Here is a 24,869-nt window from a genome sequence, read left to right as displayed (position 1 = left end):
AAATGACCATCGATTTTATATTACCAGATATTGGTGAAGGTATTGTTGAATGCGAGCTTGTAGAATGGCTTGTATCAGAAGGCGAACATATTGTAGAAGATCAGCCTATTGCTGATGTAATGACAGACAAAGCATTAGTACAAATTCCTGCTATGCATAATGGTGTTGTTGAAAAACTCTATTATCAGCAAGGTGAAATTGCGAAGGTTCATTCGCCGTTATTTTCGATGACGGTTGAAGGTGATAATGAAAGTGAAGAAGTTGTTGAAGTGCCAACTCAGCAAGAAAGTACCGCTGTGAATGTTGTAGAACAAACAACAACTTCTAACGCAATGATCATCGAAGACTTTATTTTACCCGATATTGGTGAAGGTATTGTTGAATGTGAACTTGTTGAGTGGTTGGTGAAAGAAGGTGATTTAATTGAAGAAGATCAGCCTATTGCTGATGTAATGACAGATAAAGCATTAGTACAAATTCCTGCAATGCACAAAGGTAAAGTGACTAAGTTATATTATCAAAAAGGTGATATCGCTAAAGTTCATACACCTTTATTTGCAGTTGAATATTTATCTAATTCAGTGGTTTCAGCTGCAACTATAGCAGAGCCAGAAAAAGTAGCTAGTCAGGCAGTAAATAAACCAATAGCAGCTAAAACTGATACTTGTACGACTAACATTATTAATAAAAAAGCGATAGCGAGCCCTGCGGTACGTAGGGTCGCCAAAGAACTTAATGTAAATATTAATGAAGTTGCGGGGTCTGGTAAAAAAGGCCGAGTATACAAAGAAGATATTCACGCTTTTGTTGAAGCACCAAAAGCAAGTGATATGAGTACTACAACGCTTGTTAAATCAGGCGGTACACGTACAGAAGCGATCAAAGGTATTAAAGCGGTAATGGCGAAAGCCATGGTGGATTCTGTTTCTAGCATTCCTCATTTTACCTATTGTGATGAAATAGATTTAACGGATTTAATTGCAATAAGAACAGAACTAAAAGAGCATTATGCTAAGCAAGACATTAAATTAACTTTAATGCCCTTCTTTATGAAAGCTATGTCGTTAGCGTTAACTGAATTTCCTATTATTAATACCAAAGTAAATGCAGATTGCACCGAAATTACTTATTTTGATGATCACAACATTGGTATGGCAGTAGATTCTAAAATAGGTTTGTTAGTACCTAATGTTAAGTCAGTTCAAACTCAATCTATTATTGATTTAGCACAAGAAATTACACGTTTAACAAACGACGCACGTTCAGGTCGTGTTGCTGCCAACGATTTAAAAGGCGGTACTATTTCAATCTCTAATATAGGTGCAATTGGAGGAACGATTGCTACTCCAATTATTAACAAGCCTGAATCAGCCATTGTTGCATTAGGTAAGTTACAAAAACTGCCTCGATTTGATGATAAAGGTAATGTTGTAGCTCGTTCAATTATGCAGGTAAGTTGGTCGGGCGATCATCGTACTATTGACGGTGGAACTATTGCGAGATTCTGTAATTTATGGAAATCGTATCTAGAAAACCCAACGTTAATGATGATGAATATGGCGTAATAGCGTTTAAAAAAATGCCCCACACTAAAACTTCAGTGTGGGGCTAGATAGTTTGCAACAAACTAGTCCTAAATTGGGGGATGTACCTAATACAGCGAACAACGCTTAATTAAGTGGTTGCAATAATAAGGTAGTTTTATTGCAAATTAATGACAGAAACTGTTATAAAACAAAAATAGTGTTAAAAAGTTCGTTTAATGACAAAGACTCAAAAAAGGTGTTAACCCTTGTCTGAAAAAAAGCTTCAGCATTTTTATATTGCAGAAGAACAGTCTATTTATTTAATGAGCCACAAAGACGCCACCAAACTTAAAGAATGGTTTAAGCTTTGTCAGCAACAATTAAATTCTCTTGGATACACCAATACTTACTTGCTAGGTAAGGGCGCTTACGGTTTTGTATTCAATGCTGAAAATGAAAAGAAAGAGCAATTTGTTTTTAAGTTTTCTCGATTAAACCTTCCTCAAAATGTACAAGATAGATTAGAAGAAGAAGCTGAAATTCAAGCTCAATTGTCTCATCCACAAATCCCACAAGTTATCGAATATTATAAAATCAAGCGACAATCCATTTTGCATATGCAAAGAGCTCCCGGTATAGATCTTGAAAAAGTATCGTTTAAAAGAGGACCTCTACCTCCCGAGCTTATTGTAAATATAGCGATTCAGTTAACTGAAATTTTAATTCACTTACGTACTGGCGCCTTACACAAAACAGGTAAGCCTTATGTACATGGCGATATTAAACCTTCTAACATTGTTTATGATGAAGAAACTAACAAGGTCTATTTAATTGATTGGGGGTCTTCTGTAATCGCTCAAGTGGATGAAAATGGCAATAGCACGTCGAATAATGTTATGGATTTAATGAGTAGCGATCTTCAACAAACTAACTCAAGACTAGGAGATGTTTATTTTATTGGCCCTGAACAAATAAATGGTGGGTTATCATCGCCTCGCTTTGATGAGCAAGGTTTAGCCGCTACCTTATACGCATTAGCTTCAGGTCAATCATGTCGTTATGGTAATCACGTTATTACGCCTACATCTTTAGGTTTACCTGTTTTACTGGCTAAAATTATTGAAGGCATGTTGAGTGATGATCCTGTAATTAGGCAAAAAGCAGGTGACCATTTATTTAGTCAATTTAAGTATCTAAAAAGCATAGTGTTATCAAATACGCCTACCATTTATCATGCTAAACCGCATATCCCCGTATGGATTAAAAACGCTAATATAGATATTGATACGGTGGTATACGGTTCAAGAAAATCTTTCCTTCGAGAGTCTAGCTATAAAGACAGTTTAGATGAAATTGATGATGTTCAATTAGAAAAATATTATAAAAACTATTTAATGGGGATGGGAGATACCGAAAAAGCCTTTATTGCGGCAGTCAGCCGTTTAGGTAACTTTCCTGTAGTAGGCGGTTTAGCTATTCGTTGGGAAAAGAAGGGCGTATATATTGACTCTAATTTAACTATGTTTGATGAAAGCTTACGATTCTCTTTTGAAAGCGCCGTAAATAATATGGTGAGTTTAGCTCAAGGAATATTCCGAATTGGTGTTTTTAAAAGTTGTCTGTTTAATGCTAGAAATACAATACACGTAGAACGTGATGACGAATCACAACCTTTTATTGCACAGAATAACCAAGTTATTCCCTTTGATGTGAGTGATATACCTGAAATAGATGATGCAACTAAAGTCCACTCATACTTTGAAGACGGTAAAGATCCTGACGAATATCTTTATTTGCCTGATGAAATAATGACAGTGATCAATCGTCTTAATTTGATCCATCATACAGGTTGTCTTATTTTTGAGGTGTTACCTAAACACTTAAAAATACACAGTTATTTAATGCTACTTAATCACGAGAAAAAAGAAGAATTTGAACAATGTTTCAAAGACATTATTGAATTATTACCTACCATAACAGGTTTAGGTATTTCAGGTTTTATGAAATTACCTTACAAAGACACGCGTTTTTTTGAACATATTAATTGTGTACCCGATCGTTTTTATCCTAAAAATCCTAAAGTAAGTTAAAACTAAAAGATGAACTGAAAAAAGAAGCTATTCTTTATCTGTTTATCTTGAGTATTGTTCAGTTGACGCTTTTGGTAACGTGAGTTTTAATACGCGATTTTTATATTAAAAAGTTATTGATCTAGATCAATTTATACTACATTAAAATAACGAGTTAGGTTAACATATGCGCCCTAATTTATTTAAGAGAGTGCTAGTATGTCTGAAGATACTAATTTTAAAGAATCATCTCATTTTGGTCATTTACTGATAGCAACACTTGTTGCGTTAGCGATGCCATTATTACCTATGTTAATGGGCTGGTATGCAATGCTATCTTAATGATTTTAAGCCTATTATATATACTTAATAGGCTTAATTTTGTCGGCTGAATTTATTAGCTTTAGTTAGCTTAATAAATACCCATATTTTATCTTTTATAATTATTGCTCTGCTTTAACTTACCTGTTTTCTTTTTTATTCACATTACCGTCCCCATATCACTATAAAAACAAGTCAAATTGATTTATTCTTTAGGGATAATTTTATTAGCTATTTTTATCAGATGACCCAACAACAAATAGAAACAATTAAGCAAGCCATTCATACTGTTCCGGACTACCCAATTGAAGGTATTTTATTTAGAGATGTCACAGGCGTATTAGACGACGCTAAGGCATTTGCTTTAACTATTGAGTTATTAGTTGAAAAATATCAAGGCCAAGGATTCACTAAGGTTGTTGGTACCGAAGCCAGAGGGTTTTTATTTGGTGCACCTTTAGCATTAGCGCTTGGTGTAGGTTTTGTACCCGTACGTAAACCAGGTAAGTTACCGCGTGCAACTTTTGCTCAAAGCTATCAACTAGAATATGGGCAAGACACGCTAGAAATACACCAAGATGCACTTAAGCCAGAAGATAAAGTACTTATTATCGATGACTTATTAGCCACTGGCGGCACTATTGAAGCGACCACCAAGCTTATTCGAAAAATAGGAGCGGAGGCTTCGCACGCAGGATTTGTTATTTCTTTACCTGAACTCGGCGGAGAAGAAAAACTTGCTGCTTTAAATCTCAATGTTTATTCATTGATCCAATACGAAGGTAAATAGGCTTTTAATGAGTTATCAAGTTTTAGCAAGAAAATGGCGTCCAAAAAACTTTAAAGAATTAATGGGACAAGAACACGTAGTAACGGTTCTTGTGAATGCGCTCGAGCAACAACGTTTACATCATGCCTATTTATTTACGGGTACGCGCGGTGTGGGTAAAACTACTATAGCTCGAATTTTTGCTAAAAGTTTAAACTGTCAAATAGGTATAACTTCAGAGCCTTGTGGTAAGTGTGATACTTGTTTAGATATTGATTTAGGTCGATTTGTTGATCTTATTGAAATTGACGCAGCATCCAAAACTAAAGTTGACGACACACGTGAAATACTTGATAACGTTCAGTATGCGCCAACAAGTGGCCGCTATAAAGTTTACTTGATTGATGAAGTACACATGTTATCGCGCAGTAGCTTTAATGCGTTACTTAAAACCCTTGAAGAACCACCTGAACACGTAAAGTTTATTCTTGCTACAACAGATCCGCAAAAATTACCGGTAACGGTATTATCACGCTGTTTACAGTTTCATTTAAAAGCACTAACCGTTAGCCAAATTGAGCAGCAGCTTAATATTATTTTACAGGCTGAAAAGGTACAAGCAGATAAAGGTTCAATTACTTTATTAGCTAAAGCTGCTCGCGGTAGTATGCGTGATTCATTGAGTTTAACGGATCAATCTATTGCTCAAGGTGCTGGCGAAATAACCCTTTCAAACGTACAAAAAATGCTGGGGGGAGTAGATCAAAATTGGGTGTATAAAATACTTATCGCCTTAATTAAGCAAGACTCAAAACAATTGATGGAGCTGTCGTTAAATATCGCCAGTTATTCTCCAAGCTATAGCCGATTGCTTGCTGAGCTTATTCAACTGTTACATCAAGTGGCTATGGTGCAAATCGTTGATCGCCATTTCGATTTACCACCCGAGCACGAAGTATTACTGAAAAAATTTGCTCAAGCTATGTCGCCTGAAGATGTACAATTATATTACCAAATTGTATTAAATGGCCGTAAAGACTTGCCTTATGCTTCAGATGAACAAGCAGCATTCGATATGGTGCTATTACGATTGTTAGCGTTTAAGCCTGTAAATAATGCTAATGAAATTCCAACTTCTGTTCATTCTTCAGCTAATGCACCTGTAGATTTTGAAAATGTACTTTCAGCGGATTCAATGGAAAGAGATCCTGTTGTTGAACAAAAAAATAACGAATCTCCATCGAGTGATTATCAATCAAATACAGCGCAAGTAAATGAGCAGCAGGTTGAAGCTCAGCCAGAGAATGTTGTAGCGCCAATAGAGCAAAATGCGATAGATAATATTCATGTTTTGGAAAGTTCGACAGAAGAACAGCATATTCAATCACAATTGTCAGCCGAAATGGAAAGCATTGAACAACTTGCTGCAGAACATGTGCAGTCACAACCAGAAATGCCCGCTTACTCAGAGCCTCAAACGGTTGAGCAAACTCCTCTTGTGGAGGCTAATGTTGAGCCTATTGCTAACCCAGCAGACTTTCAACAAGAGCAGACTGTTGAAACCGTAACTTACTCAAGCCCTATAGAATCTGCGTTAGCAACACGTAATATTTTACGTAGTCGAAAAAAGGAAATGGAACAAAGGGCAAAAAAGTCGAATGACGCTGTAGGGCGTCAAACACCAAACGCTGACGAAACAGCAACAAATGATGCTATAACGCCTGAAGCTCCAGCACCTATTGAAATGGTGATTGACGAACCTTATCGCGAAGAGTTAATTGATCCTTCAATAATCAAGTCTGCTAATCAGGTGGATAAATGGGCAAACATGATTGATTCTATGGCGTTGAGTGCACGTATTCGACAAATTGCGATACACGCAACAATTTCTGAATCATCTACCGATGACCACTTAATTTTATTGCTTGACCAATCAACTAAACACCTTAAAACAGATACTGCGGTGCAACAGCTCCAGCAAAGTATTTCAAACTTTTTATCAAAATCGATAAATGTAGAAATTAAGGTGGTTGAAGAAACTAAAGCTGACCCCTATAAAATACAAGTAGATATTAACGACAAGCGATATCAATACGCCGTTAATTTACTTAAAGAAGATGATGTTGTTAAAGCTTTACAAGAAGATTTTCAAGCACAATTAGATGAAAACACAATACAGGCGTTATAACAAAAAACTGTAATGTAGATAGCGTAATACTTGAATTTTATGTGGTTAACAATTATTGTTGGCCACAAATACTTTTGGAGACTATAAATGATGAAAGGCGGAATGGGCAACTTGATGAAACAAGCCCAACAAATGCAAGCAAAAATGGCTAAAGCTCAAGAAGAATTAGCTCAAATGGAAGTTACCGGTGAATCTGGCGCAGGCATGGTTAAAGTAACCATGACAGGTAGCCATAACATACGTCGTGTGGAGATAGATGGCAGCTTAATGGCTGACGACAAAGAAATGCTTGAAGATTTAATTGCTGCTTCATTTAACGACGCAGTACGTCGTGTAGAAGAGCAAAACAAAGAAAAAATGGGCGCACTTACTGGTGGTATGCAATTACCTCCAGGGATGAAAATGCCTTTCTAGCATGCCCGTAGTAGACGTATAATTTAAAAACCGACAAATAAGTCGGTTTTTTCATTTAAACAATAAGGAGGAAGGCTCACTCATTTATTCTTCTAGCCCTTAATATTTAATGGTTTGAAGATAGAAGAATAAATAATTTGTGTCTATACTGATACAATAATCCATTTTTAAGTTGTTTTTTTGACTAGAGCATCTTCTTTATTATTCTTTCCTCCCGTATTTATCATTATTGGTGTGGCCTTACTGTATTCAAAATCTTACTCTTTTGGTGGATTAGAAAAACACTCTGTATCAATAGCGGTATCAAAATCTCCTTTATCAACTCCATTTTATATAGCTAAGTCTATTAATGCTTTTGAAAACACTTGTGTTAGTGTGGAATATTATGAGGTTATTGGTGGTCAAATGGCATTTACTAAAGTGATGAATGGTGAAGTTGATTTTGGTACTAGTTCTGATTCTGTCATTGCTTTTAAAAGTTTAGAAAAAAAGGCATTTGTTACTCATGCTATGTTTGTGCAATCTGATAACGATGTAAAACTACTGACTCGTCAGGTTGATGAGATAATATCAATAGCAGATCTTACAGGTAAAAAAATTGGTGTGACTAAAGGTTCTGCAAGTGAATACTTTTTAAGTACTTTGCTCGCTATAGAAGGAAAGACAATTGAAGATGTTGAACTTTACAACTATAAACCAGAGCATCTTGTTGGTGGTTTTATCAATAATGAAGTTGACGCTATTGTTCCGTGGGAACCCTTTGCTTTTAGTGCGGTAAAGCGACTAAACGGGGCAATAACAGTACATGATACTAAAAATGTAAATACATTAAGTTTTAATTTGATTTCAAAAAAAGCCGATAGTTTACTAGTTGAGAAAACAAAATGTGTGATTGAAGGGTTAAATGTTGCGATTGCATATATTGTTTCCCACCCGGAACTATCAAAAAAAATAATGAGCGACGAACTTAATTTGCCCCCTGCGTTTATTGACTGGGTTTGGGCTGACTATATTTTTAAGCTAGGTTTAAATCAATCATTATTATTAAATATTAAATCTCAAGCTGCTTGGGCAATAGAAATGCAAATGAGTGAATATAATGAAATGCCCAATATCAATGATTTTATCGATAGCAGAGCCATGTTGCAGGTTGATCCTGGTGCCGTAAATATACCGCTATAAAAAGGGTTAATAATATGAAAGTAAGTCTGTCGCAACGGATCTATTTTTTCACCATCAGTTGCTGCGTGTTATTTGTTTTACTTGTTGGCAGTATATTATGGTCATCACAAAAGATTGCACTTGCTTTCAGTCGAGAGCATTACACACAAAAAGTTTCAAACCATGCTAACACTTTAAAGCAACTTACTATTAGCGATAATCTCTACAGTAGTAACTACAACGCTGATAATTGGTTAACGTTACAAAGTAAATTAATAAACTTACTTAAGTCAGCACCTAGCCTAACGCCGCAACAACAAATCATTCAAAATAGTATTAATAGTCAAAGTCAAAATGTTAAACGACTATTTAGTAAAATTAATGAAAATAAATTAAAAAATGCCAGCCAGGCAATAAAAAATCATTTAAAAACAAGGTTAATGACACAATTAGAAATTATTAGGGCTGATTCAGTTCAGCTCTCCAATATAGTTCAAAATGATATTCAGGATGTTATCAAACAACAGGTTTTATTTATTTTATTCATTATCGCGGTAAGTATTTTAATTTTATTATACGGTTCTTCTCGGTTAACTACTGTGTTTAGAATATCGCTTAATGAAGTTAAAAGTGCTTTTGAAAATAACCATAGCGGGGATTTTCAAAAAATAAAGCTGTCAAATCATTCAGATGAATTTGAAAGTATTGTTAAAGCTTTTAATACAATGAACCTTAAATTAAGTGAAACAACAGTCTCTTTGGCTGTGATGAAAAATATTGTTGGAGACAGGACTCGTGTTTTAGAGCAACTCTCTAATACGGATCATCTTACAAAAGTTGCAAATCGTCGAGCACTGTTTGAAAGGGGAAATATGGAATTATCTCGCAAACAGAGAACACACAATAAGTTAAGTTTAATGTTATTAGATTGTGATTACTTTAAAAAAATTAATGATCAATTTGGGCATCAAGTGGGTGATGAATTATTGATACATATTTGTGATATTTGTAATGAAGAAATACGAGATATTGATTTTTTAGGACGTTATGGCGGCGAAGAGTTTATTATTATTTTACCTGACTGTGATTTAGAAGGAGGTGTTGAAATTGCTAAACGAATTCAACATTCTTTAGTTGAACGTAGCCTTATTGTAGAAAACAAGGAATTAAAGGTTACTTTGAGTATTGGCCTTGCAATGCTTAGTGATAAACATTCAAGCTTTGAACAATTAATAAATGATGCGGATAAAGCTATGTATTTAGCCAAAGAAAATGGACGTAATAGGGTTGAAGTTAGTGGTGATGCTGCTTGATTGTATTTTTCTAAAAGCGAATGAATCTTTACCCGAAAGGGAGCTCTTGACTATTGAATGGGACACTCACATTTTTATCGTTAATAACCTCCACAACACTTTTTATATTTTTTTCCACTTAAGCAAATACATTCATCGTTTCTTTTAGGGGTGGGTATTTCGTTAAAGTTTACCTGACTTCCGTCTACATATCTCCAGAGGTTATTCTCTTTAATGAATGTAGATTTCTCATTCATTTTATACAATTTCCCATTGTTCTTATATATGGCTTCAAATTCAACCGTTGGTGTAGAATTATTTTTAAATTCACTCGTGTTTAAAATACGTAAATTTAACCAGTCGGTTTCCTTTGCCCATATGGCTATGTCGTTTATTGATTGTTGATTTTTTGATGTATTTGAGTATGTTTCATATATATATTCACTGTGTTTCAAAGCATAAGCGCTATATCTAGAACGCATAAGTTGTTCAGGAGATTCCGCATTGAGCTTTTTTAATATTAAAGGCTCGCAGCATTCTTTATATTGGGCATTACTTCCACATGGACACAGCATATTTAATTTTCGTATACATTTCTTTGCCACAGATCTTAACGCTTAACTCAATCTATTTAAATGGAATGATAAAGGTTAATGCATTAATTTTTTATTATTTAAAATAATACATTGAGTATTGCCTTCTTTTGCAGATAAATATAATTGTGATAATTCTTCTTCATTAAAAGAAGCGTTATTCAATATAACAGCAGAACAGTTACCTTTACGTAATGCAGTTTCTAAATTTTCTACCTTTACGGTTGCTTTATTTGAGTTAACTTTAAGTATTTTTGAAAAGGTATTTTTAGATATGTTTTCTATGCCGTCTAATGAATTACTTTCAGGATTTACCATTAAAATCCATTTGTTTTTAACATGGTACTGTTGATAAATTTCTGAGTATTGTTGGGTTAGTGCTTCTTCTCCATTTATATCTTTAATATTTAACCATTGTATTGAATCGTTTACTGCTTCTAATTTTATAACATTTAACTTGCTGATATTATTGTCTTTAATTGCAAACATTTTTAAATCCTCGGTATACTGTGTTTATATACAGTATATCGATTATGAACATTAATCAAGCGGTATTTTAAAATAATTATTTTTATTACTTACGGTATTGTTGAATAGCCTTCAATTTATTACTTATGTTGATTACACCTTAAGGTGGCATGGGTATATTGATTGGCAACATGGATATTTATCTAAAAATACAATGTTTATATTTTTGGGGTTTTTATTTTTGATGAATATAACTTATCCTACGTTCTGTTATGTCACTGTTTAGGTTAGATCATGGAACGTAGAGCGTTTTTAAAAGCTTCAATTATAGGTGGTACTTCCATTGGCGTTATAAGTGGCGGAGCCATTTGGCTTAACTTGGGTGTTAATCCAAAAGAGCTAACCATAGATTTTGCACTAAAAAAATTAGCCACATTGTCAGGTCAACAAATATTGAGTACAGGTGCATGGAACGCTTACCAAATATTTATGCATTGCGCGCAAAGTATTGAGTATTCAATGCAAGGTTTTCCCGAACATAAATCTGATACTTTTAAAAATACAGTAGGTCAGCTTGCGTTTGCTATATTTTCAACAAAAGGAAAAATGATACATAACCTAAGTGAAGCTATTCCTGGCGCACCATTTATATCGCCTGAACAAAATATACAACTCGCGTTACAACGGTTAACTCATGCATTTACTGAGTTTAAACAATATAAGGGAGCTTTAGCGCCACATTTTGCTTATGGAGAGCTATCTAAAAACGAATATGAAATCGCCCATGTTATTCATTTAAATAATCATTTACAGGAAATTAATGGTTAACTCTATTTTTATAGCAAACTGTTTTGTTCTTTACAGCTCATTCATTTTTGATTTTATTGGAAAATCCTCATGTATTTGTTAATTACCGTTATTATCTCCACCTTACTTGCTGGTTTAGCCATGACTTTAGGTGCTGCAATTGCTAGCATTAAAAGAGATTGGATTAATGATGAAGTTCAGCATGGTGTTATTGCTTTTGGTGGCGGGGCGTTATTGTCTGCTGTTGCTTTAGTATTAGTGCCAGAAGGTATAACAAATACCGAACCTCTTTGGGCTTGTGTTTGCTTTATTGCGGGTGGACTCTGTTTTATGTGCCTTGATATTTATTTGAAAAAAATGAATACACCTGCGAGTCAACTTGCCGCCATGATCTCTGATTTTATTCCCGAATCGATTGCACTAGGCGCTGCATTTGCAACGGGTAATAATAACGCCTTTTTACTTGCCGCTATTATTGCCTTACAAAACTTACCAGAGGGCTTTAGTGCTTACCGTGAATTAAACGAATCACCTTCATTTAATACGCGTAAAATTTTAGTTATGTTTACGTTAATGGCTTTTCTTGGTCCTGTTGCTGGTGTTTCAGGTTACCTTTGGTTATCGGGATATCCTGTAATTATTGCAGCTATTATGCTATTTGCTTCAGGCGGGATTTTGTATTCAGTTTTTCAAGACTTAGCACCAAAAGTTAAATTAGAAAATCATTGGGCTCCACCTATGGGCGCAGTCTTAGGTTTTGTGGTAGGTATGTACGGTTTAATGATCACAACGTCATAAAAATAAATGCATAGATTAAACGTTGGTATATAAAAGAGAAGAGTGGTAATAACTATCTACCTGCGCTTTCAGTACAAGTATTGTTATTGATGCTAAAGACATTGAGTTTACCGGTACATTTAAAGAATGGGGTTGTATTGCGGATAGCCGAAATAAAAATCATGTTAAATTTTTCCTTAACTCTGGTAATAGAGTTTATCGCTATAACCTAGACGATTGACCAGTGGTTCGATTAAAATTACGACCTATTAATTTAGTAGATGAAACTATATTTGAGCCAACAGCACATGTATGGATGAGTAAAAAAGTTAGTTGGTTTCCCATTCCATAAAATATGAAAACATATGCAAAACCATCTTAACTCAAGGTAGGAGTTCAGGTTACCTATATATTATTTTGAAGAAACGATAAATGATCTGTTTATTAACGGTAAAGGCCATCAAAAATTGATGGCCTTTTGAATTTACTTACCTAAAACATTGGTTGTTGATTTTTTAGCGGTTTTGGCTGCTTTCTTTTCTTTTGCTGTTAAAAGTGGTTTCTTTTTAGCACTCTTCTTATTGTCTTGTCCTTTACTCATGATACTTCCTCTTAAGGTGAATATTTTGAACCTGAAATTGGTTTGAACCAACCTAAGGACTTTGGTTACGCAGCGTTTAATTTAAACGTAGATGTATAACAATATCAGTATGTTCCTATGTCTGAGTAATAGATATAACTTTATTTATATCTATGCCATTTCAAGATGAAGAATCCTGTAAGAATTAAACACAATTTAGTCGCAGATTTTTAATCGTTAAAACTACTAGATTGTTTATTGTAAACAAAATAAACTATTGCAAAAAATTCTATCGTGTAAATAATTTATGGGTATAACGACTAGCGCTTGTTTACGGTGTAAGTTTTAAATAATTAAATTTATAGAGGTTAAGCTTTTGAATCGTTTATCTATTATTTTATTTATTACATTGTTAACTGCTTTTAATGTAGTTGCTGATGTGATACTGGCCTCAGATAAGGGGTTTTTGTACACAGGGAGAATTGATTTTTCTGATAAAAACAAACCTTATCTAACATGGCCGGGTACAAGTATTAAGGCGAATATAACTGGCAATAAACTTGTATTACTGATTGAAGATGAAAAAGGGGAAAATTACTTTAACGTAATTATTAATGGCAACACTTTATATCCGTACGTACTTAAATTAAACAAAGGTTTAAAAAAGTATGATTTAAGCCACTTAATTACGAGTAAAACAACTGAATTTGAATTATTTAAAAGAACAGAAGGCTACGAAGGCGGTACTTTCTTTCATGGTGTAGAAGTGCAAAATGGTTATTCATTAGCAAAAACACCTAAGCGGCCTAGCAGAAAAATTGCATTTTTTGGCGACTCAGTAACCAGTGCCGTGGGTAATGAAGCTGCAGATAACGATATTGATAAAAGGGCATCTGAAAAAAATCATTATCTTTCATATGCTGCGATTACAGCACGTAAATTAAATGCAGAATTTCATACAATATCACGTAGTGGTATAGGTTTTATGGTGAGCTGGTTTGATTTTATTATGCCGGATTACTATGACCAACTAACAGGTGTAGATAAAAATGATTCACAATGGGATTTTAGTACCTGGCAGCCTGATGTAGTTGTGGTTAATTTAGGTCAAAATGATAGTTGGTTAATTGATAATGAAAAAAGATTAAAGCCAGAACCAACAGACCAGAATATAATTGATGCCTACGAAAGCTTTATAACTAAATTGAGTGTTAAATACCCTAATGCACAATTTATATCAATATTAGGAAGTATGGATGCCTCAAAAAATAGTAAGTGGGTAGATTACGTAAAACGTGCAATTAAACAGGTTGAACAAAAAAACAACAAAATAAAGATTGAGATGACTTTATTTGACTTTAATGGTTATAAAAAGCATCCAAGAGTGCAGCAACATGTGGCAAATGCTGGTAAACTCACACGCCATATAAAAGCGCTAATGAATTGGTAGGCGTTTAAAACTAACGTTATAAGTATTATTGATTTTCTATATTGCGAAAAGTTATAAACCAGATATTAATGTAACTGTACGTTATATTAATATCTGGTATCTTAACCATAAATAAATGTAGGTAATTTGTGCGAAATTTTGAATTCGTATAAAAATAATATTTATTCGTTATATGTATTGCATATAACAAATGTAATAAAAATTATTTCTTTGGAGAGAACATGAAAGCAAAATCAGATATAGGTGTTGTTGGCCTAGCAGTTATGGGCGAAAACTTGATCCTTAATATGGCAAGTAAAGGATTTACAGTAACAGCATTTAACCGCTCGTATAATAAAGTAGAAAACTTTATTAACGGCAGAGCCAAAGACAAAAGCATTCGCGGTGCTGATTCAATAGAAAGCTTAGTCGCTTCTTTAGAATCGCCACGTAAAATTATGCTTATGGTTAAATCTGGTCAGCCAGTAGATGATTTTATTGAATTGTTAATTCCTCATTTAGATCAAGGCGACATCATCATAGATGGCGGTAACAGCCAATTTGAAGATTCAAACCGTCGTACACATTACCTACGTGAAAAAGGTTTGCTTTACATCGGAACAGGCGTTTCAGGTGGAGAAGAAGGTGCGCTATTAGGCCCATCAATTATGCCAGGTGGCGCTAAAGAAGCATGGGAACATGTAAAACCTATTTTCCAAGGCATTTCAGCTAAAGTTGCTGATGCGAATGGCGAACTAACAGTACCTTGTTGTGACTGGGTAGGCGATGACGGCGCAGGTCACTTCGTTAAAATGGTACATAACGGTATTGAATACGGCGACATGCAACTTATTTGTGAAGCTTACATTTTAATGCGTGACCTACTCGGTATGACAGCAGACGAAATGCAAGCCGTGTTTGCAGATTGGAACAAAACAGAACTGAGCAGCTACTTAGTAGAAATTACAGCGGACATTCTCGCGTATAAAGAAGACGGTAAAGCGCTAGTAGAAAGCATTCTTGATACCGCAGGCCAAAAAGGTACAGGTAAATGGACAGGTGTAACAGCGTTACATTTAGGTGTGCCATTAACACTTATCGGTGAAGCCGTATTTGCTCGTTGTTTATCAGCAATTAAAGAAGAGCGTGTTTTAGCATCTTCTGTTATTTCTGGCCCAACGCCAGTATTTAACGGTGACAAAGCCGCATTTGTAGAAAGCTTAAGGCAAGCACTGTTAGCGTCTAAAATCGTATCTTACGCCCAAGGTTACGCTGTAATGCGTGAAGCGGCGAAAGAATACAAATGGGAACTTGATTGTGGTGCTATCGCACTGATGTGGCGTGGTGGTTGTATCATTCGTTCAGCCTTCCTAGGCAACATTAAAACAGCGTTTGATAAAGACGAAAACCTATCAAACCTATTACTTGATGACTACTTTAAAGACGTAGTCATGAGTGCACAACAAGGATGGCGTGAAGTAGTCGGCACAGCAGCCATGCAAGGTATTTCAGTACCGTGTTTATCATCAGCATTAAGCTACTTTGATGGCTACCGTACGGCTAACTCTCCAGCGAACTTACTACAAGCGCAACGTGATTACTTTGGTGCTCATACGTATGAACGTAAAGACAAGCCACGCGGTGAGTTCTTCCATACGAATTGGACGGGTCGAGGTGGTAATACATCTTCTACAACTTACGACGTATAATGTGTTTTACCAAGTAAATTTATGCTGAATAAAAAGCTGAGTTTATTTCTAATGCCGATCAGCTAAGCTATAAATAGTCTGAAAGTTGGTAAAAAATCAAAATCCGATGAATACTTTTCATCGGATTTTTTTATGTAAGTTTCTCAAGCGTTAGACATTATTAATACCAATTGCAAAAATTATTTGACCACATTTATCCATTCGCGAAAGAACAAACGCTTCATACTAAGCGCATGATCTATTTTATATAAAGAATAAATGGTCAAATATACAGGAGCATCGTTCCAGACTTAACCTAAGCAGCTACGTCATGTAGGTAGTGCTCTAATGATTAAATAACGATGTAATTGGCCATTTAAACGGGTTAAATGAGCAATTGGTTATGGTGATTGGTATGAGATATGCTGCACATTAAAAGGCAAGTATTTGCCTTGTCAGCTAAGTTTCAATAGCGCTTTAGCTATAAGAATGTGTTTACTTCTGGGGTTGCCTTATTCAACACCTGACGCAGTACCTAAACAGTTTAAAAATTGGCGAAAATACTGGGTGAGAACGCACATTTCATTGAAAAGTCAAACCTAGACCCCAACGATATGCTAGAAATAAAAATGCCGCTCACCTTAAGTGAACGGCATTAGCGATTAAGCTGTTTTTTATTTAACAGTAAGACGTGCTTACATAGTTATCTTACTGAGGTTTTGTTGGACCTGCTGAGCTTTTGCTTATAACACTAGACACCATAGCCGCGCGGCCTGATATCGCATGTTTAGGTCTTTCTTCAAGACTTAATGAAGCTGTTGGTATGTCTCCTACAATTGTTGTTGCAATAGGTTTAGTCATTGGTGAAGATGCTTTACCTTGCTTAACATTTGCAGCTGCCTTTGTTCCTTTTGGCATTTTAGCCTTCCTAACTGCTTTAGGTTTAACTGGAGCAGGTTCTTGTGCTGATATTTCAACTTTAGTATCTGTGACCGTAGAGGTACTCTCTATCATACTAACTTCTTCTGCAGAAACCTCTTCAGTTTTATTAGTAACTTCATTTTCAACAGCTACATCAACTGTAGTATTAGTTTGTTCTAAAACTTCAACTGTTTCTGTAGCAGTAGGCTCAACAGGCGTTGCTTCTACTTTATCCGTTTCTTGAGTAACTTTTTCTACAGCCGGTTTTTCAGGAACTGTGTTTTCGATAACAGGAACTTCAGTAGACAATTCAGAAGTTGTTGCTACTTCAGTAACTATAGCATTTACTTCTTCAACTTTAGTTTCTTTATCGGTTGTTGGAGCAGGCTGTTTAGTTACTACTTCTTGTGATACTTTTTCTTTAGCTGAAGCTGGTTTAGCTTCTTGAACTTCAGGAGTGTTAGCTACTGAAGTGCTTTCCACATTAGTATCATCAAGAGGTAAACTTTGTTGTACTTCACCTGTAGTTGCTTCGACTGCCGTTGTTACTTGAACTTCTGTTGATTCAGGATAACGAGACTCTACAGGATCAGATTTATTTTCTGATGTTACTTCAGTGTTACTTGTATCTGTATCATTATTTTGACGACGTCTTCGCTGGCCGTTAGTGCGTAAATGCCTTGGAGTACGTCTATTTCTAGTACGTTCATCTGTATTAGTCTTTTCAGTTACTGCAACTGGATTTTCATCAATAGTTGTTGTAGCTGTTGCAACAGTATCTAAAGTTACTTTTTCTGCTGTAGGTGCTACTTTAGCTGGCACCACATCGTTTGCTTTGTTTGTTGCTGTCGCTTTAGGAGCTGAGCGTTGATCATTTACTCTTACTTTTTTACGATTATTACGACGTTGTCTACGTTCAGCAACTTTCTCTTCTTTAGGTTTACTGTCTTTATTATGAACAGGCTTACGCGCTGGTTTGTTAGGTTTAACATCTTTAGCTTCAACTTCAGCTTTTGGATGAGAAGTACGCTTCTCGTTACGTTTGTCGTTTCGAGGGTTGCGTTTATTATTTTGTCGGCCTTGTTGAGGTCTACGATTGTTCTCTGTTTTAGGGGCCGGTGCTTTTACTGGTTCTTCAACTTTTTCAGTAACAAATAAGCTCTTTAACCAATTTAAAAGGCCGCCACTTGATTTAGTATTGACTTCTGTTTTAACTGCAGCTGCTTGTACTGGTTGTTGTGCAGGTGCATTTTGTTTAGGAGAAGACATACCCTGTAGAGCGGGTTCGTCTTTCTTAACTGCTTCAGCAAATTTAGGCATTATAGCTTCTTCAACTACCGCTTGTTTGATAGGTAAGTTGTAGCTTGCTTCAGTAATGGTTTCATCTTCTTTTATCCTTACTACTTCATACTGAGGTGTATCCATATGAGGGTTAGGAATAATTAACACATGAACACCGTGATGTTTTTCAACATGCATTACAGAACGACGTTTTTCATTTAACAGGTAAGTAGCAACAGGAACTGGAACATGTGCTTGAACATGCAAGGTGTTCTCTTTAATCGCTTCCTCTTCCATTAAACGAAGTATAGATAGGGCTAAAGATTCAACACCACGTACATGACCTGTACCATTACAGCGAGGACATACACCTTGGCTAGTTTCACCAATTGATGGACGTAAACGTTGGCGAGACATTTCAAGTAAACCGAAACGAGAAATACGACCTAGTTGGATACGTGCTCTGTCTGGTCTAACTGCATCGCGCATTCTGTTTTCAACTTCACGTTGATGACGTACTGGTGTCATATCGATAAAATCGATTACTACAAGTCCACCTAAATCACGAAGTCTTAATTGACGAGCAATTTCTTCAGCTGCTTCTAAGTTTGTATTAAATGCTGTTTCTTCAATATCTCCGCCTTTTGTTGCTCTAGCTGAGTTGATATCGATAGAAGTCATTGCTTCAGTAGGATCAATTACAATTGAACCGCCAGAAGGTAAACGAACTTCACGTTGGAAAGCTGATTCAATTTGAGATTCAATTTGGTAATGAGTAAATAAAGGAACGTCATTTGTGTAGAGCTTAACTTTACTAATAAAGTCTGGACGAACAACTTCAATATGCTTTTTAACTTCTTCAAATGTTTTAGGGCGATCAATTAAAATTTCGCCGATATCACGTCTTAAATAGTCACGAATTGCTCTTTTTATAACATCAGTTTCTTGATGAATTAAAAATGGAGCAGGGCGATTTTCTGAGGCATTTTCAATAGCTTTCCAATGATGTAAAAGAACACTTAAATCCCATTCTAATTCATCATATGCTTTACCTACACCTGCAGTACGAACAATAAGTCCCATGCCTTTAGGTAAATTAAGTTTACTTAACGAATTTTTAAGATCAGTTCTTTCGTCGCCTTCAATTCTACGAGATATACCACCTGCTCGAGGGTTGTTAGGCATTAATACCAAATAACTTCCCGCTAAACTGATAAAGGTAGTTAGTGCAGCGCCTTTTTGGCCACGCTCTTCTTTATCAATTTGAACAATAACTTCTTGTCCTTCGTGGAGTACTTCTTTAATGCTTGGTCTGCCTTGAAAAGAATATCCTTTAGGGAAGTATTCTCTAGCAATCTCTTTCATTGGTAGGAAGCCGTGACGATCAGCACCATAGTCAACGAAGGCAGCTTCTAAAGATGGTTCGATACGAGTAATTTTAGCTTTGTAAATATTTGCTTTTTTTTGTTCATGGCCAGGGCTTTCTATATCTAAATCATATAGTTGCTGTCCGTCAACGAGGGCTACACGCAATTCTTCTGATTGGGTAGCATTGATTAACATACGTTTCATAGTTGTGTGACTCTTTTTTAGTCACAGCAATCAATTTGCTTGGTACACAAAGCAATCTTGGTAAAGTAAAACAGCAATTCGTCAACCTCTCGGTTGTCAATCTTAATACGCCATATTACGTAGTAAGCTGTTATAAAATCTGATTGTATTAATCTAACTATGATAATAGATCATAGTGAATATATTTCTTTATGTTCTTCAGCATGAGTGCTGTGTAAATTTTAGTAAAGGTTTTTAGCGATGGGTAGTTGACACGATAGTTTTATCGTTTTTGTCTTTCTCTACATCTGAAATTATTCATTTACTAAATATTGTTACAATGGTTCTTATGCGCTGGATATAATGTTTATGTAGTCTCTTTAACTGTTTACATTTGTTAGATGTGCTAAATGTTACAATAGGCCATTCAATTAAAATGTCGTTTTATTCATCTCGAATAACGCATAGTAAAGTAGCCGCATCATATCTCTTACGTTTCGCTCAGAACTTCCATTTATTAGGATAGTACTTATTCAAAATACTAACCTCTTTATTATCCCATTATATTGTTATATTTAGCAATGAAATACCTAATTTAATTCGCTTAATTATCAAATGAACTGTGATAAACTTACCTTATTGAAAGAAAATGATAGTAATTAATCGATTGAAAGAAACTAATACGGATGAAAATGATAGACCTAAAGTTAGGTTTATTACAATTGACAGTGAAGATGCTGGTCAACGAGTTGATAATTTTTTAGTTAAAACACTTAAAGGTGTTCCTAAAAGTCATATCTATAGATTATTACGTAAGGGCGAAATTCGTGCGAATAAAAAACGTATTAAACCTGAATATAAATTAGTTGATGAAGATATTTTACGAATAGCTCCCATCAGATTAGCTGAAAAAACTGATACAGTTTCAACACAGCTCAACATAGTTGCTAATTTAGAAAAACAAATATTGTTTGAAGATGAGCGTTTAATTGTTATTAATAAACCTTCAGGTATGGCTGTTCATGGTGGTAGTGGTTTAAGTTTTGGTTTAATTGAAGCAATGAGAGCCCTTAGACCTGATGCCCGAATGTTAGAGCTTGTGCATCGTTTAGACAGAGATACTTCCGGCTGTTTAGTTATTGCTAAAAAACGTTCGGCGTTAAGAAACCTTCATGAGCAACTACGCAATAAAACGGTTCAAAAGTTTTATCATGCTTTAGTTAAAGGCCAATGGTCTGCAAAAGTGACTAAGGTAACTGAAGGTTTGAGAAAGAACGATTTAAAATCAGGTGAACGCGTTGTTATTGTAGATAACATTAACGGTAAAGAATCAGAAACACGTTTTAAAATTTTACAGCAATATCAAAATGCCACTTTAGTTAGAGCATTTCCTGTAACAGGTAGAACACATCAAATTCGTGTTCACTGTCAAGTTAAAGGGCATGCAATAGCATGTGATGCAAAGTATGGTAATGAAGCCTTTGATGCTGAAATGAAATTAATCGGCCTTAAACGCTTGTTTTTACATGCTGCAAGTATTGAATTTACTCATCCTTTAAGTAATGAGCGAATGAAGGTTGAAGCGCCATTAGATGCCGATTTACAAAAAGCCTTAAATAAATTAGTGAAAGCGCGAGGGTAAAAAGAGTAATGCCAAATTACAAATTAGTTATTTTTGATTGGGATGGCACCTTAATGGATTCGGTAGGGAAGATTGTTTTATCGATGCAAGCCGCAGCTAGAGTATTAAATTTAACCCCCGCCACTTTTGAACAAGGTAAAAGTATTATCGGTTTAAGTTTAAGTAAAGGTATTGAGCAATTATTTCCTCAAGCTTCTATTGAGTTACAAAACAAGATAGAAAAAGAGTATAAACATCAGTATTTAGAAGTAAATAATACGCCAACTCCTTTATTTGATAATGCATTAGAATTACTAACAAGCTTAAAAGAAAGTAATATTTTACTTGCCGTCGCTACTGGAAAAGCAAGACCCGGATTAGAACGCGTGTTAAATATGACTGAAACAGAACATTTATTTAATGCAACACGCTCAGCGAGCGATTGCCGTTCAAAACCTGATCCTGAAATGATCACATCATTATTAACTGAGCTTAGTATAGATGCATGTGATGCAGTAATGATAGGTGATACTAGTTTTGATATGGAAATGGCAAAACATGCGAATGTTGACCGCATTGGTGTTAGTTTCGGTGCTCATACTATTGATGTACTTAATCAGTTCGAACCTAAAGCGATTGTTCACTCATTAGATGAGTTAGAAAAGCTTTTAATACCTAAAAACAGCACAATTTAAACACGTTATAAATAAGCAAAACTTTAAAGCTATTCCTTTATTAATAAAGGGATAGCTTTTTTAATTTATAGAATAGTTATTTATTGCTCACTTAACACATCAAAACCATGTTGTTTAAATAAGCTGACTAACTTAATAAGAGGTAAACCTATTAGAGTATTAGGGTCTTCACCCTCGAGCTTTTTAAATAGGCAGATACCTAGCCCTTCACTTTTAAAGCTTCCTGCACAGTTATATGGCTCTTCAGCTTTTATATAGTTTTCAATTTCTGTTTGAGATAGTTCATTAAAGTGTACAATAAAAGGTTCAACCAATGAATGTACTTTATTGGTTGAGCTGTCTAAAACACAAAGGCCAGTATAAAACGTTACTGCTTTACCGCTAAACTTAGTCAGCTGTTTTACGGCGTTATCAAAGTTATGGGGCTTTCCTAATATTTCGTCATCGCATAAAGCGACTTGATCAGAACCTATAATAAGGGCATTAGGAAAATTAGAAATTGCTTGGGCTTTCTCTATAGCAAGTCGTTCAACAAGTTCTATAGGGCTTTCACCTTTATGAGCCGTTTCATCTATATTAGGTTTTGCACATTCAAAGGGGATATTTAACTTCTGTAATAATGTTTTACGAAAAGGGGAGGTAGAACCCAATACAATTGTTCTAGAGGCCATTAACTTGTCTCAATAAAAATAATGTTAGTGTTAATATAGAGACAATATTAACTTTTTAAAGCAATTAATGTAATTTTCTTTTGACACATCAGGCTCAGGGCATTAATATGCGCGGCTTATGAAGAATCTTAAACTCCCGATAACGATAGATCCATTTAAAAGTGCCCAGCGAAGGTTGGAGTGCGAAGGTGTGTTTAAATTATCTGGAATGAATAGATTGCTTGCTGTGTGTGAATCAAGCAGTGAGCAAGTTAAAGCTAAGTTTAGTTTTAATGTGGATGAACGCGGGCTGAATGTACTTTCAGGCGCTGGTTCGGCATTAGTTAAACTTACTTGTCAGCGTTGCACTGAAGCGTTTGAATATGAATTAAAAGCGGATTTCGTTTTTAGTCCTGTTAAAAATCAAGATGCAATTGCTGAATTGCCGTCATATTATGACGCAATAGAATTAGATGAAAATGGTGAAGTTAATTTACTTGAATTACTGGAAGAAGAATTTTTAATTTCTATCCCATTAATTCCCAGGCATGAACCTAAAGATTGTTCAGCTCCGGCTGACAGCGTTTGGGGTGAACTACCTGAAGAGTTAGAGAAACCAAATCCATTTGATGTATTAAAACAACTTAAATAGTTGAATTTATTTAACTCAATAACCGAATTTAGGAGTAGGTAATGGCAGTTCAAAAGAGCAAGAAGTCTCGTTCAAGACGTGGCATGCGCCGTTCACATGATGCTTTAACCACTGAAAACTTATCAGTAGATCCAGTTTCAGGTGAAACGCATCGTCGTCACCATATAACAGCTGATGGCTTTTACAAAGGCGTTAAAGTAATTAACAAATAGTTTAAAACTATATTGTTATCAAAAATCACTATTTTTTCTAGCTGATATTTTGGAATGTTCTAGTGTTTCTAACTTTTCCATATAAAAAGTAATGAGTGCTCTAATGTTTATATTAAACAAAATAACAATTTTATGAGTAGTGATTGTAATCTAACAATTTCGTTAGATATTATGGGGGGCGATAAAGGCCCCCTAATAACTATTCCTGCTGCAATTATGGCTATTCAAAAAATGCCTAATTTGCATCTTATTCTTTGTGGCGATGAATCTCTCATTTCACAAGAACTTGCTAAAAACAACCTTACAAATTCCCCCCAACTTTCTATTTGTCACTCAACTGAAACGGTTGAAATGGATGAACTACCCGCTAGTGCGCTAAGAAACAAAAAAAATTCATCAATGCGTAAATCTATTGATTTAGTTCGAAACAATAAAGCTCAAGCTTGTGTTAGTGCAGGAAATACAGGAGCTTTGTTTTCTATAGCTCATTATGTATTGAAGATGTTACCTGGTGTGGAACGTCCTGCTCTTATTTCAGCTTTACCTACGCATGACGATAATAAACATGTTTTTATGCTAGATTTAGGGGCAAATGTTTTCTGCGACTCTAATGTACTTTATCAGTTTGCTATTATGGGATCTGTTTTAGCTGAAGAAGTTGATGGCATAGAAAGCCCTAAGGTTGCCTTATTGAATATGGGCACTGAAAACATTAAGGGCAGTGATCACATCAAGTTTACCGCCGCTCAGTTAGAGGCAAACCCTTATATTAATTATATTGGTTTTGTTGAAGGGAATGATATTCTATCTAATAAAGCTGATGTCATCGTATGTGATGGTTTTGTGGGGAATGTTGCCCTGAAAACCTGTGAAGGGGTAGCATTAATGGTTTATAGCAAATTTAAATCTGTATTATCTCAACATATGTTTACGCGTTTACTAGGTAAGTTTTTTGCTTCAACAATTAAAAAGCTTTTTAAATCGTTGAACCCCGACCAGTACAATGGTGCAAGTTTGATAGGATTGCGTGGCATTGTGGTGAAGAGCCACGGAAATGCAAGTTCATTGGCATTTCTTGCTGCAATTATGGAAGCAGCTAAAGAGGTGGAACGACAAGTTCCAGATAAAATAAGAAAAAAACTGGAACAAAGCTTAGCTGATTAATTTTTTATCATGTTATATAAAACAATAACATTCAATTAGA

Annotated in this window: 21 protein-coding genes; 17 read left to right on the top strand and 4 right to left on the bottom strand. The window is 35.2% G+C overall.

Annotated features, from left to right (window positions below):
• The first annotated feature begins 2 nt into the window (after positions 1–2).
• The 8 genes from AC0L5Q_RS04955 to AC0L5Q_RS04920 all read left to right on the top strand — a co-directional run bounded on the left by AC0L5Q_RS04955 (position 3) and on the right by AC0L5Q_RS04920 (position 9,761).
• Complete coding sequence (locus AC0L5Q_RS04955) at positions 3–1,565, top strand: dihydrolipoyllysine-residue acetyltransferase (protein WP_473614982.1); 1,563 nt, start codon at positions 3–5, stop codon at positions 1,563–1,565.
• A gap of 227 nt (positions 1,566–1,792) precedes the next feature.
• The gene (locus AC0L5Q_RS04950; protein WP_473614980.1) at positions 1,793–3,616 is read left to right on the top strand and encodes a protein kinase domain-containing protein; all 1,824 of its coding nucleotides are present in this window, start codon (positions 1,793–1,795) and stop codon (positions 3,614–3,616) included.
• Positions 3,617–3,814: 198 nt separating this feature from the next.
• Positions 3,815–3,937 carry a hypothetical protein gene (locus AC0L5Q_RS04945; RefSeq protein WP_281252986.1) on the top strand — a complete coding sequence of 41 codons (123 nt, stop codon included), beginning with the start codon at positions 3,815–3,817 and terminating at the stop codon, positions 3,935–3,937.
• Positions 3,938–4,160: 223 nt separating this feature from the next.
• On the top strand, positions 4,161–4,706 hold the full coding sequence (apt, locus tag AC0L5Q_RS04940) for an adenine phosphoribosyltransferase (protein ID WP_473614974.1): 546 nt from the start codon (positions 4,161–4,163) through the stop codon (positions 4,704–4,706).
• A gap of 7 nt (positions 4,707–4,713) precedes the next feature.
• Entirely contained in the window at positions 4,714–6,873 is a 2,160-nt protein-coding gene (gene dnaX, locus AC0L5Q_RS04935) for a DNA polymerase III subunit gamma/tau (RefSeq protein ID WP_473614971.1), read from the top strand.
• 87 nt (positions 6,874–6,960) lie between these two features.
• On the top strand, positions 6,961–7,287 hold the full coding sequence (locus tag AC0L5Q_RS04930) for a YbaB/EbfC family nucleoid-associated protein (RefSeq protein ID WP_473614969.1): 327 nt from the start codon (positions 6,961–6,963) through the stop codon (positions 7,285–7,287).
• Positions 7,288–7,467: 180 nt separating this feature from the next.
• Positions 7,468–8,469, top strand: a complete 1,002-nt coding sequence (locus AC0L5Q_RS04925) for an ABC transporter substrate-binding protein (RefSeq protein WP_473614965.1) — start codon at positions 7,468–7,470, stop codon at positions 8,467–8,469.
• A 14-nt stretch (positions 8,470–8,483) separates the two neighbouring features.
• The gene (locus AC0L5Q_RS04920; protein ID WP_473614963.1) at positions 8,484–9,761 is read left to right on the top strand and encodes a diguanylate cyclase; all 1,278 of its coding nucleotides are present in this window, start codon (positions 8,484–8,486) and stop codon (positions 9,759–9,761) included.
• Positions 9,762–9,841: 80 nt separating this feature from the next.
• Here the strand turns inward: AC0L5Q_RS04920 and AC0L5Q_RS04915 are convergent, their stop codons facing one another.
• Positions 9,842–10,345 (bottom strand): YchJ family protein, encoded by a 504-nt coding sequence (locus AC0L5Q_RS04915; protein ID WP_473614960.1) that lies wholly within the window; start codon positions 10,343–10,345, stop codon positions 9,842–9,844.
• A gap of 45 nt (positions 10,346–10,390) precedes the next feature.
• Positions 10,391–10,822, bottom strand: a complete 432-nt coding sequence (locus AC0L5Q_RS04910) for a hypothetical protein (RefSeq protein ID WP_473614958.1) — start codon at positions 10,820–10,822, stop codon at positions 10,391–10,393.
• Between the two features lie 273 nt (positions 10,823–11,095).
• Between AC0L5Q_RS04910 and AC0L5Q_RS04905 the strand changes: the two genes are divergently transcribed.
• The 4 genes from AC0L5Q_RS04905 to gnd all read left to right on the top strand — a co-directional run bounded on the left by AC0L5Q_RS04905 (position 11,096) and on the right by gnd (position 16,103).
• Positions 11,096–11,629 carry a DUF1569 domain-containing protein gene (locus AC0L5Q_RS04905; RefSeq protein ID WP_473614955.1) on the top strand — a complete coding sequence of 178 codons (534 nt, stop codon included), beginning with the start codon at positions 11,096–11,098 and terminating at the stop codon, positions 11,627–11,629.
• A gap of 69 nt (positions 11,630–11,698) precedes the next feature.
• Complete coding sequence (locus AC0L5Q_RS04900; RefSeq protein WP_473614952.1) at positions 11,699–12,406, top strand: ZIP family metal transporter; 708 nt, start codon at positions 11,699–11,701, stop codon at positions 12,404–12,406.
• A gap of 935 nt (positions 12,407–13,341) precedes the next feature.
• Complete coding sequence (locus tag AC0L5Q_RS04895; RefSeq protein WP_473614948.1) at positions 13,342–14,415, top strand: GDSL-type esterase/lipase family protein; 1,074 nt, start codon at positions 13,342–13,344, stop codon at positions 14,413–14,415.
• A 221-nt stretch (positions 14,416–14,636) separates the two neighbouring features.
• Positions 14,637–16,103 carry a decarboxylating NADP(+)-dependent phosphogluconate dehydrogenase gene (gene gnd, locus AC0L5Q_RS04890; protein WP_473614945.1) on the top strand — a complete coding sequence of 489 codons (1,467 nt, stop codon included), beginning with the start codon at positions 14,637–14,639 and terminating at the stop codon, positions 16,101–16,103.
• 687 nt (positions 16,104–16,790) lie between these two features.
• On the opposite strand, the gene rne is transcribed toward gnd, so the two are convergent.
• Positions 16,791–19,856 carry a ribonuclease E gene (gene rne, locus AC0L5Q_RS04885; RefSeq protein WP_473614943.1) on the bottom strand — a complete coding sequence of 1,022 codons (3,066 nt, stop codon included), beginning with the start codon at positions 19,854–19,856 and terminating at the stop codon, positions 16,791–16,793.
• Between the two features lie 628 nt (positions 19,857–20,484).
• Between rne and rluC the strand changes: the two genes are divergently transcribed.
• Together rluC and AC0L5Q_RS04875 are read left to right on the top strand one after the other, a co-directional pair.
• A complete protein-coding gene (rluC, locus tag AC0L5Q_RS04880; protein WP_473614938.1) occupies positions 20,485–21,477 on the top strand; it encodes a 23S rRNA pseudouridine(955/2504/2580) synthase RluC in 993 nt (330 codons plus the stop codon).
• 8 nt (positions 21,478–21,485) lie between these two features.
• A complete protein-coding gene (locus AC0L5Q_RS04875) occupies positions 21,486–22,151 on the top strand; it encodes an HAD-IA family hydrolase (protein WP_473614934.1) in 666 nt (221 codons plus the stop codon).
• 80 nt (positions 22,152–22,231) lie between these two features.
• On the opposite strand, the gene AC0L5Q_RS04870 is transcribed toward AC0L5Q_RS04875, so the two are convergent.
• Entirely contained in the window at positions 22,232–22,822 is a 591-nt protein-coding gene (locus AC0L5Q_RS04870; RefSeq protein WP_473614931.1) for a Maf family protein, read from the bottom strand.
• Positions 22,823–22,940: 118 nt separating this feature from the next.
• On the opposite strand from AC0L5Q_RS04870, the gene yceD reads away from it, so the two are divergent.
• The 3 genes from yceD (at position 22,941) to plsX (ending at position 24,829) form a co-directional block, all read left to right on the top strand.
• Entirely contained in the window at positions 22,941–23,453 is a 513-nt protein-coding gene (yceD, locus tag AC0L5Q_RS04865) for a 23S rRNA accumulation protein YceD (RefSeq protein WP_473614927.1), read from the top strand.
• 41 nt (positions 23,454–23,494) lie between these two features.
• Complete coding sequence (gene rpmF, locus AC0L5Q_RS04860) at positions 23,495–23,665, top strand: 50S ribosomal protein L32 (RefSeq protein WP_473614924.1); 171 nt, start codon at positions 23,495–23,497, stop codon at positions 23,663–23,665.
• A 132-nt stretch (positions 23,666–23,797) separates the two neighbouring features.
• Positions 23,798–24,829 (top strand): phosphate acyltransferase PlsX, encoded by a 1,032-nt coding sequence (gene plsX, locus AC0L5Q_RS04855; RefSeq protein ID WP_473614921.1) that lies wholly within the window; start codon positions 23,798–23,800, stop codon positions 24,827–24,829.
• The last annotated feature ends 40 nt before the right edge of the window (positions 24,830–24,869 follow it).

Source organism: Pseudocolwellia sp. G5-9, assembly GCF_055808995.1.
Note: the sequence above shows the minus strand (reverse complement) of the source record. Positions and strands in the feature narration are given on the sequence as shown.

What these genes read in the sequence shown, in the direction of transcription:
- AC0L5Q_RS04955 (WP_473614982.1), top strand. Translation starts at nt 3, where the DNA reads ATGACCATCGATTTTATATTACCAGATATTGGTGAAGGTATTGTTGAA.
- AC0L5Q_RS04945 (WP_281252986.1), top strand. Translation starts at nt 3,815, where the DNA reads ATGTCTGAAGATACTAATTTTAAAGAATCATCTCATTTTGGTCATTTA.
- apt (WP_473614974.1), top strand. Translation starts at nt 4,161, where the DNA reads ATGACCCAACAACAAATAGAAACAATTAAGCAAGCCATTCATACTGTT.
- dnaX (WP_473614971.1), top strand. Translation starts at nt 4,714, where the DNA reads ATGAGTTATCAAGTTTTAGCAAGAAAATGGCGTCCAAAAAACTTTAAA.
- AC0L5Q_RS04930 (WP_473614969.1), top strand. Translation starts at nt 6,961, where the DNA reads ATGATGAAAGGCGGAATGGGCAACTTGATGAAACAAGCCCAACAAATG.
- AC0L5Q_RS04920 (WP_473614963.1), top strand. Translation starts at nt 8,484, where the DNA reads ATGAAAGTAAGTCTGTCGCAACGGATCTATTTTTTCACCATCAGTTGC.
- AC0L5Q_RS04910 (WP_473614958.1), bottom strand. Translation starts at nt 10,822, where the DNA reads ATGTTTGCAATTAAAGACAATAATATCAGCAAGTTAAATGTTATAAAA.
- AC0L5Q_RS04905 (WP_473614955.1), top strand. Translation starts at nt 11,096, where the DNA reads ATGGAACGTAGAGCGTTTTTAAAAGCTTCAATTATAGGTGGTACTTCC.
- AC0L5Q_RS04900 (WP_473614952.1), top strand. Translation starts at nt 11,699, where the DNA reads ATGTATTTGTTAATTACCGTTATTATCTCCACCTTACTTGCTGGTTTA.
- gnd (WP_473614945.1), top strand. Translation starts at nt 14,637, where the DNA reads ATGAAAGCAAAATCAGATATAGGTGTTGTTGGCCTAGCAGTTATGGGC.
- rne (WP_473614943.1), bottom strand. Translation starts at nt 19,856, where the DNA reads ATGAAACGTATGTTAATCAATGCTACCCAATCAGAAGAATTGCGTGTA.
- rluC (WP_473614938.1), top strand. Translation starts at nt 20,485, where the DNA reads ATGATAGTAATTAATCGATTGAAAGAAACTAATACGGATGAAAATGAT.
- AC0L5Q_RS04875 (WP_473614934.1), top strand. Translation starts at nt 21,486, where the DNA reads ATGCCAAATTACAAATTAGTTATTTTTGATTGGGATGGCACCTTAATG.
- AC0L5Q_RS04870 (WP_473614931.1), bottom strand. Translation starts at nt 22,822, where the DNA reads ATGGCCTCTAGAACAATTGTATTGGGTTCTACCTCCCCTTTTCGTAAA.
- yceD (WP_473614927.1), top strand. Translation starts at nt 22,941, where the DNA reads ATGAAGAATCTTAAACTCCCGATAACGATAGATCCATTTAAAAGTGCC.
- rpmF (WP_473614924.1), top strand. Translation starts at nt 23,495, where the DNA reads ATGGCAGTTCAAAAGAGCAAGAAGTCTCGTTCAAGACGTGGCATGCGC.
- plsX (WP_473614921.1), top strand. Translation starts at nt 23,798, where the DNA reads ATGAGTAGTGATTGTAATCTAACAATTTCGTTAGATATTATGGGGGGC.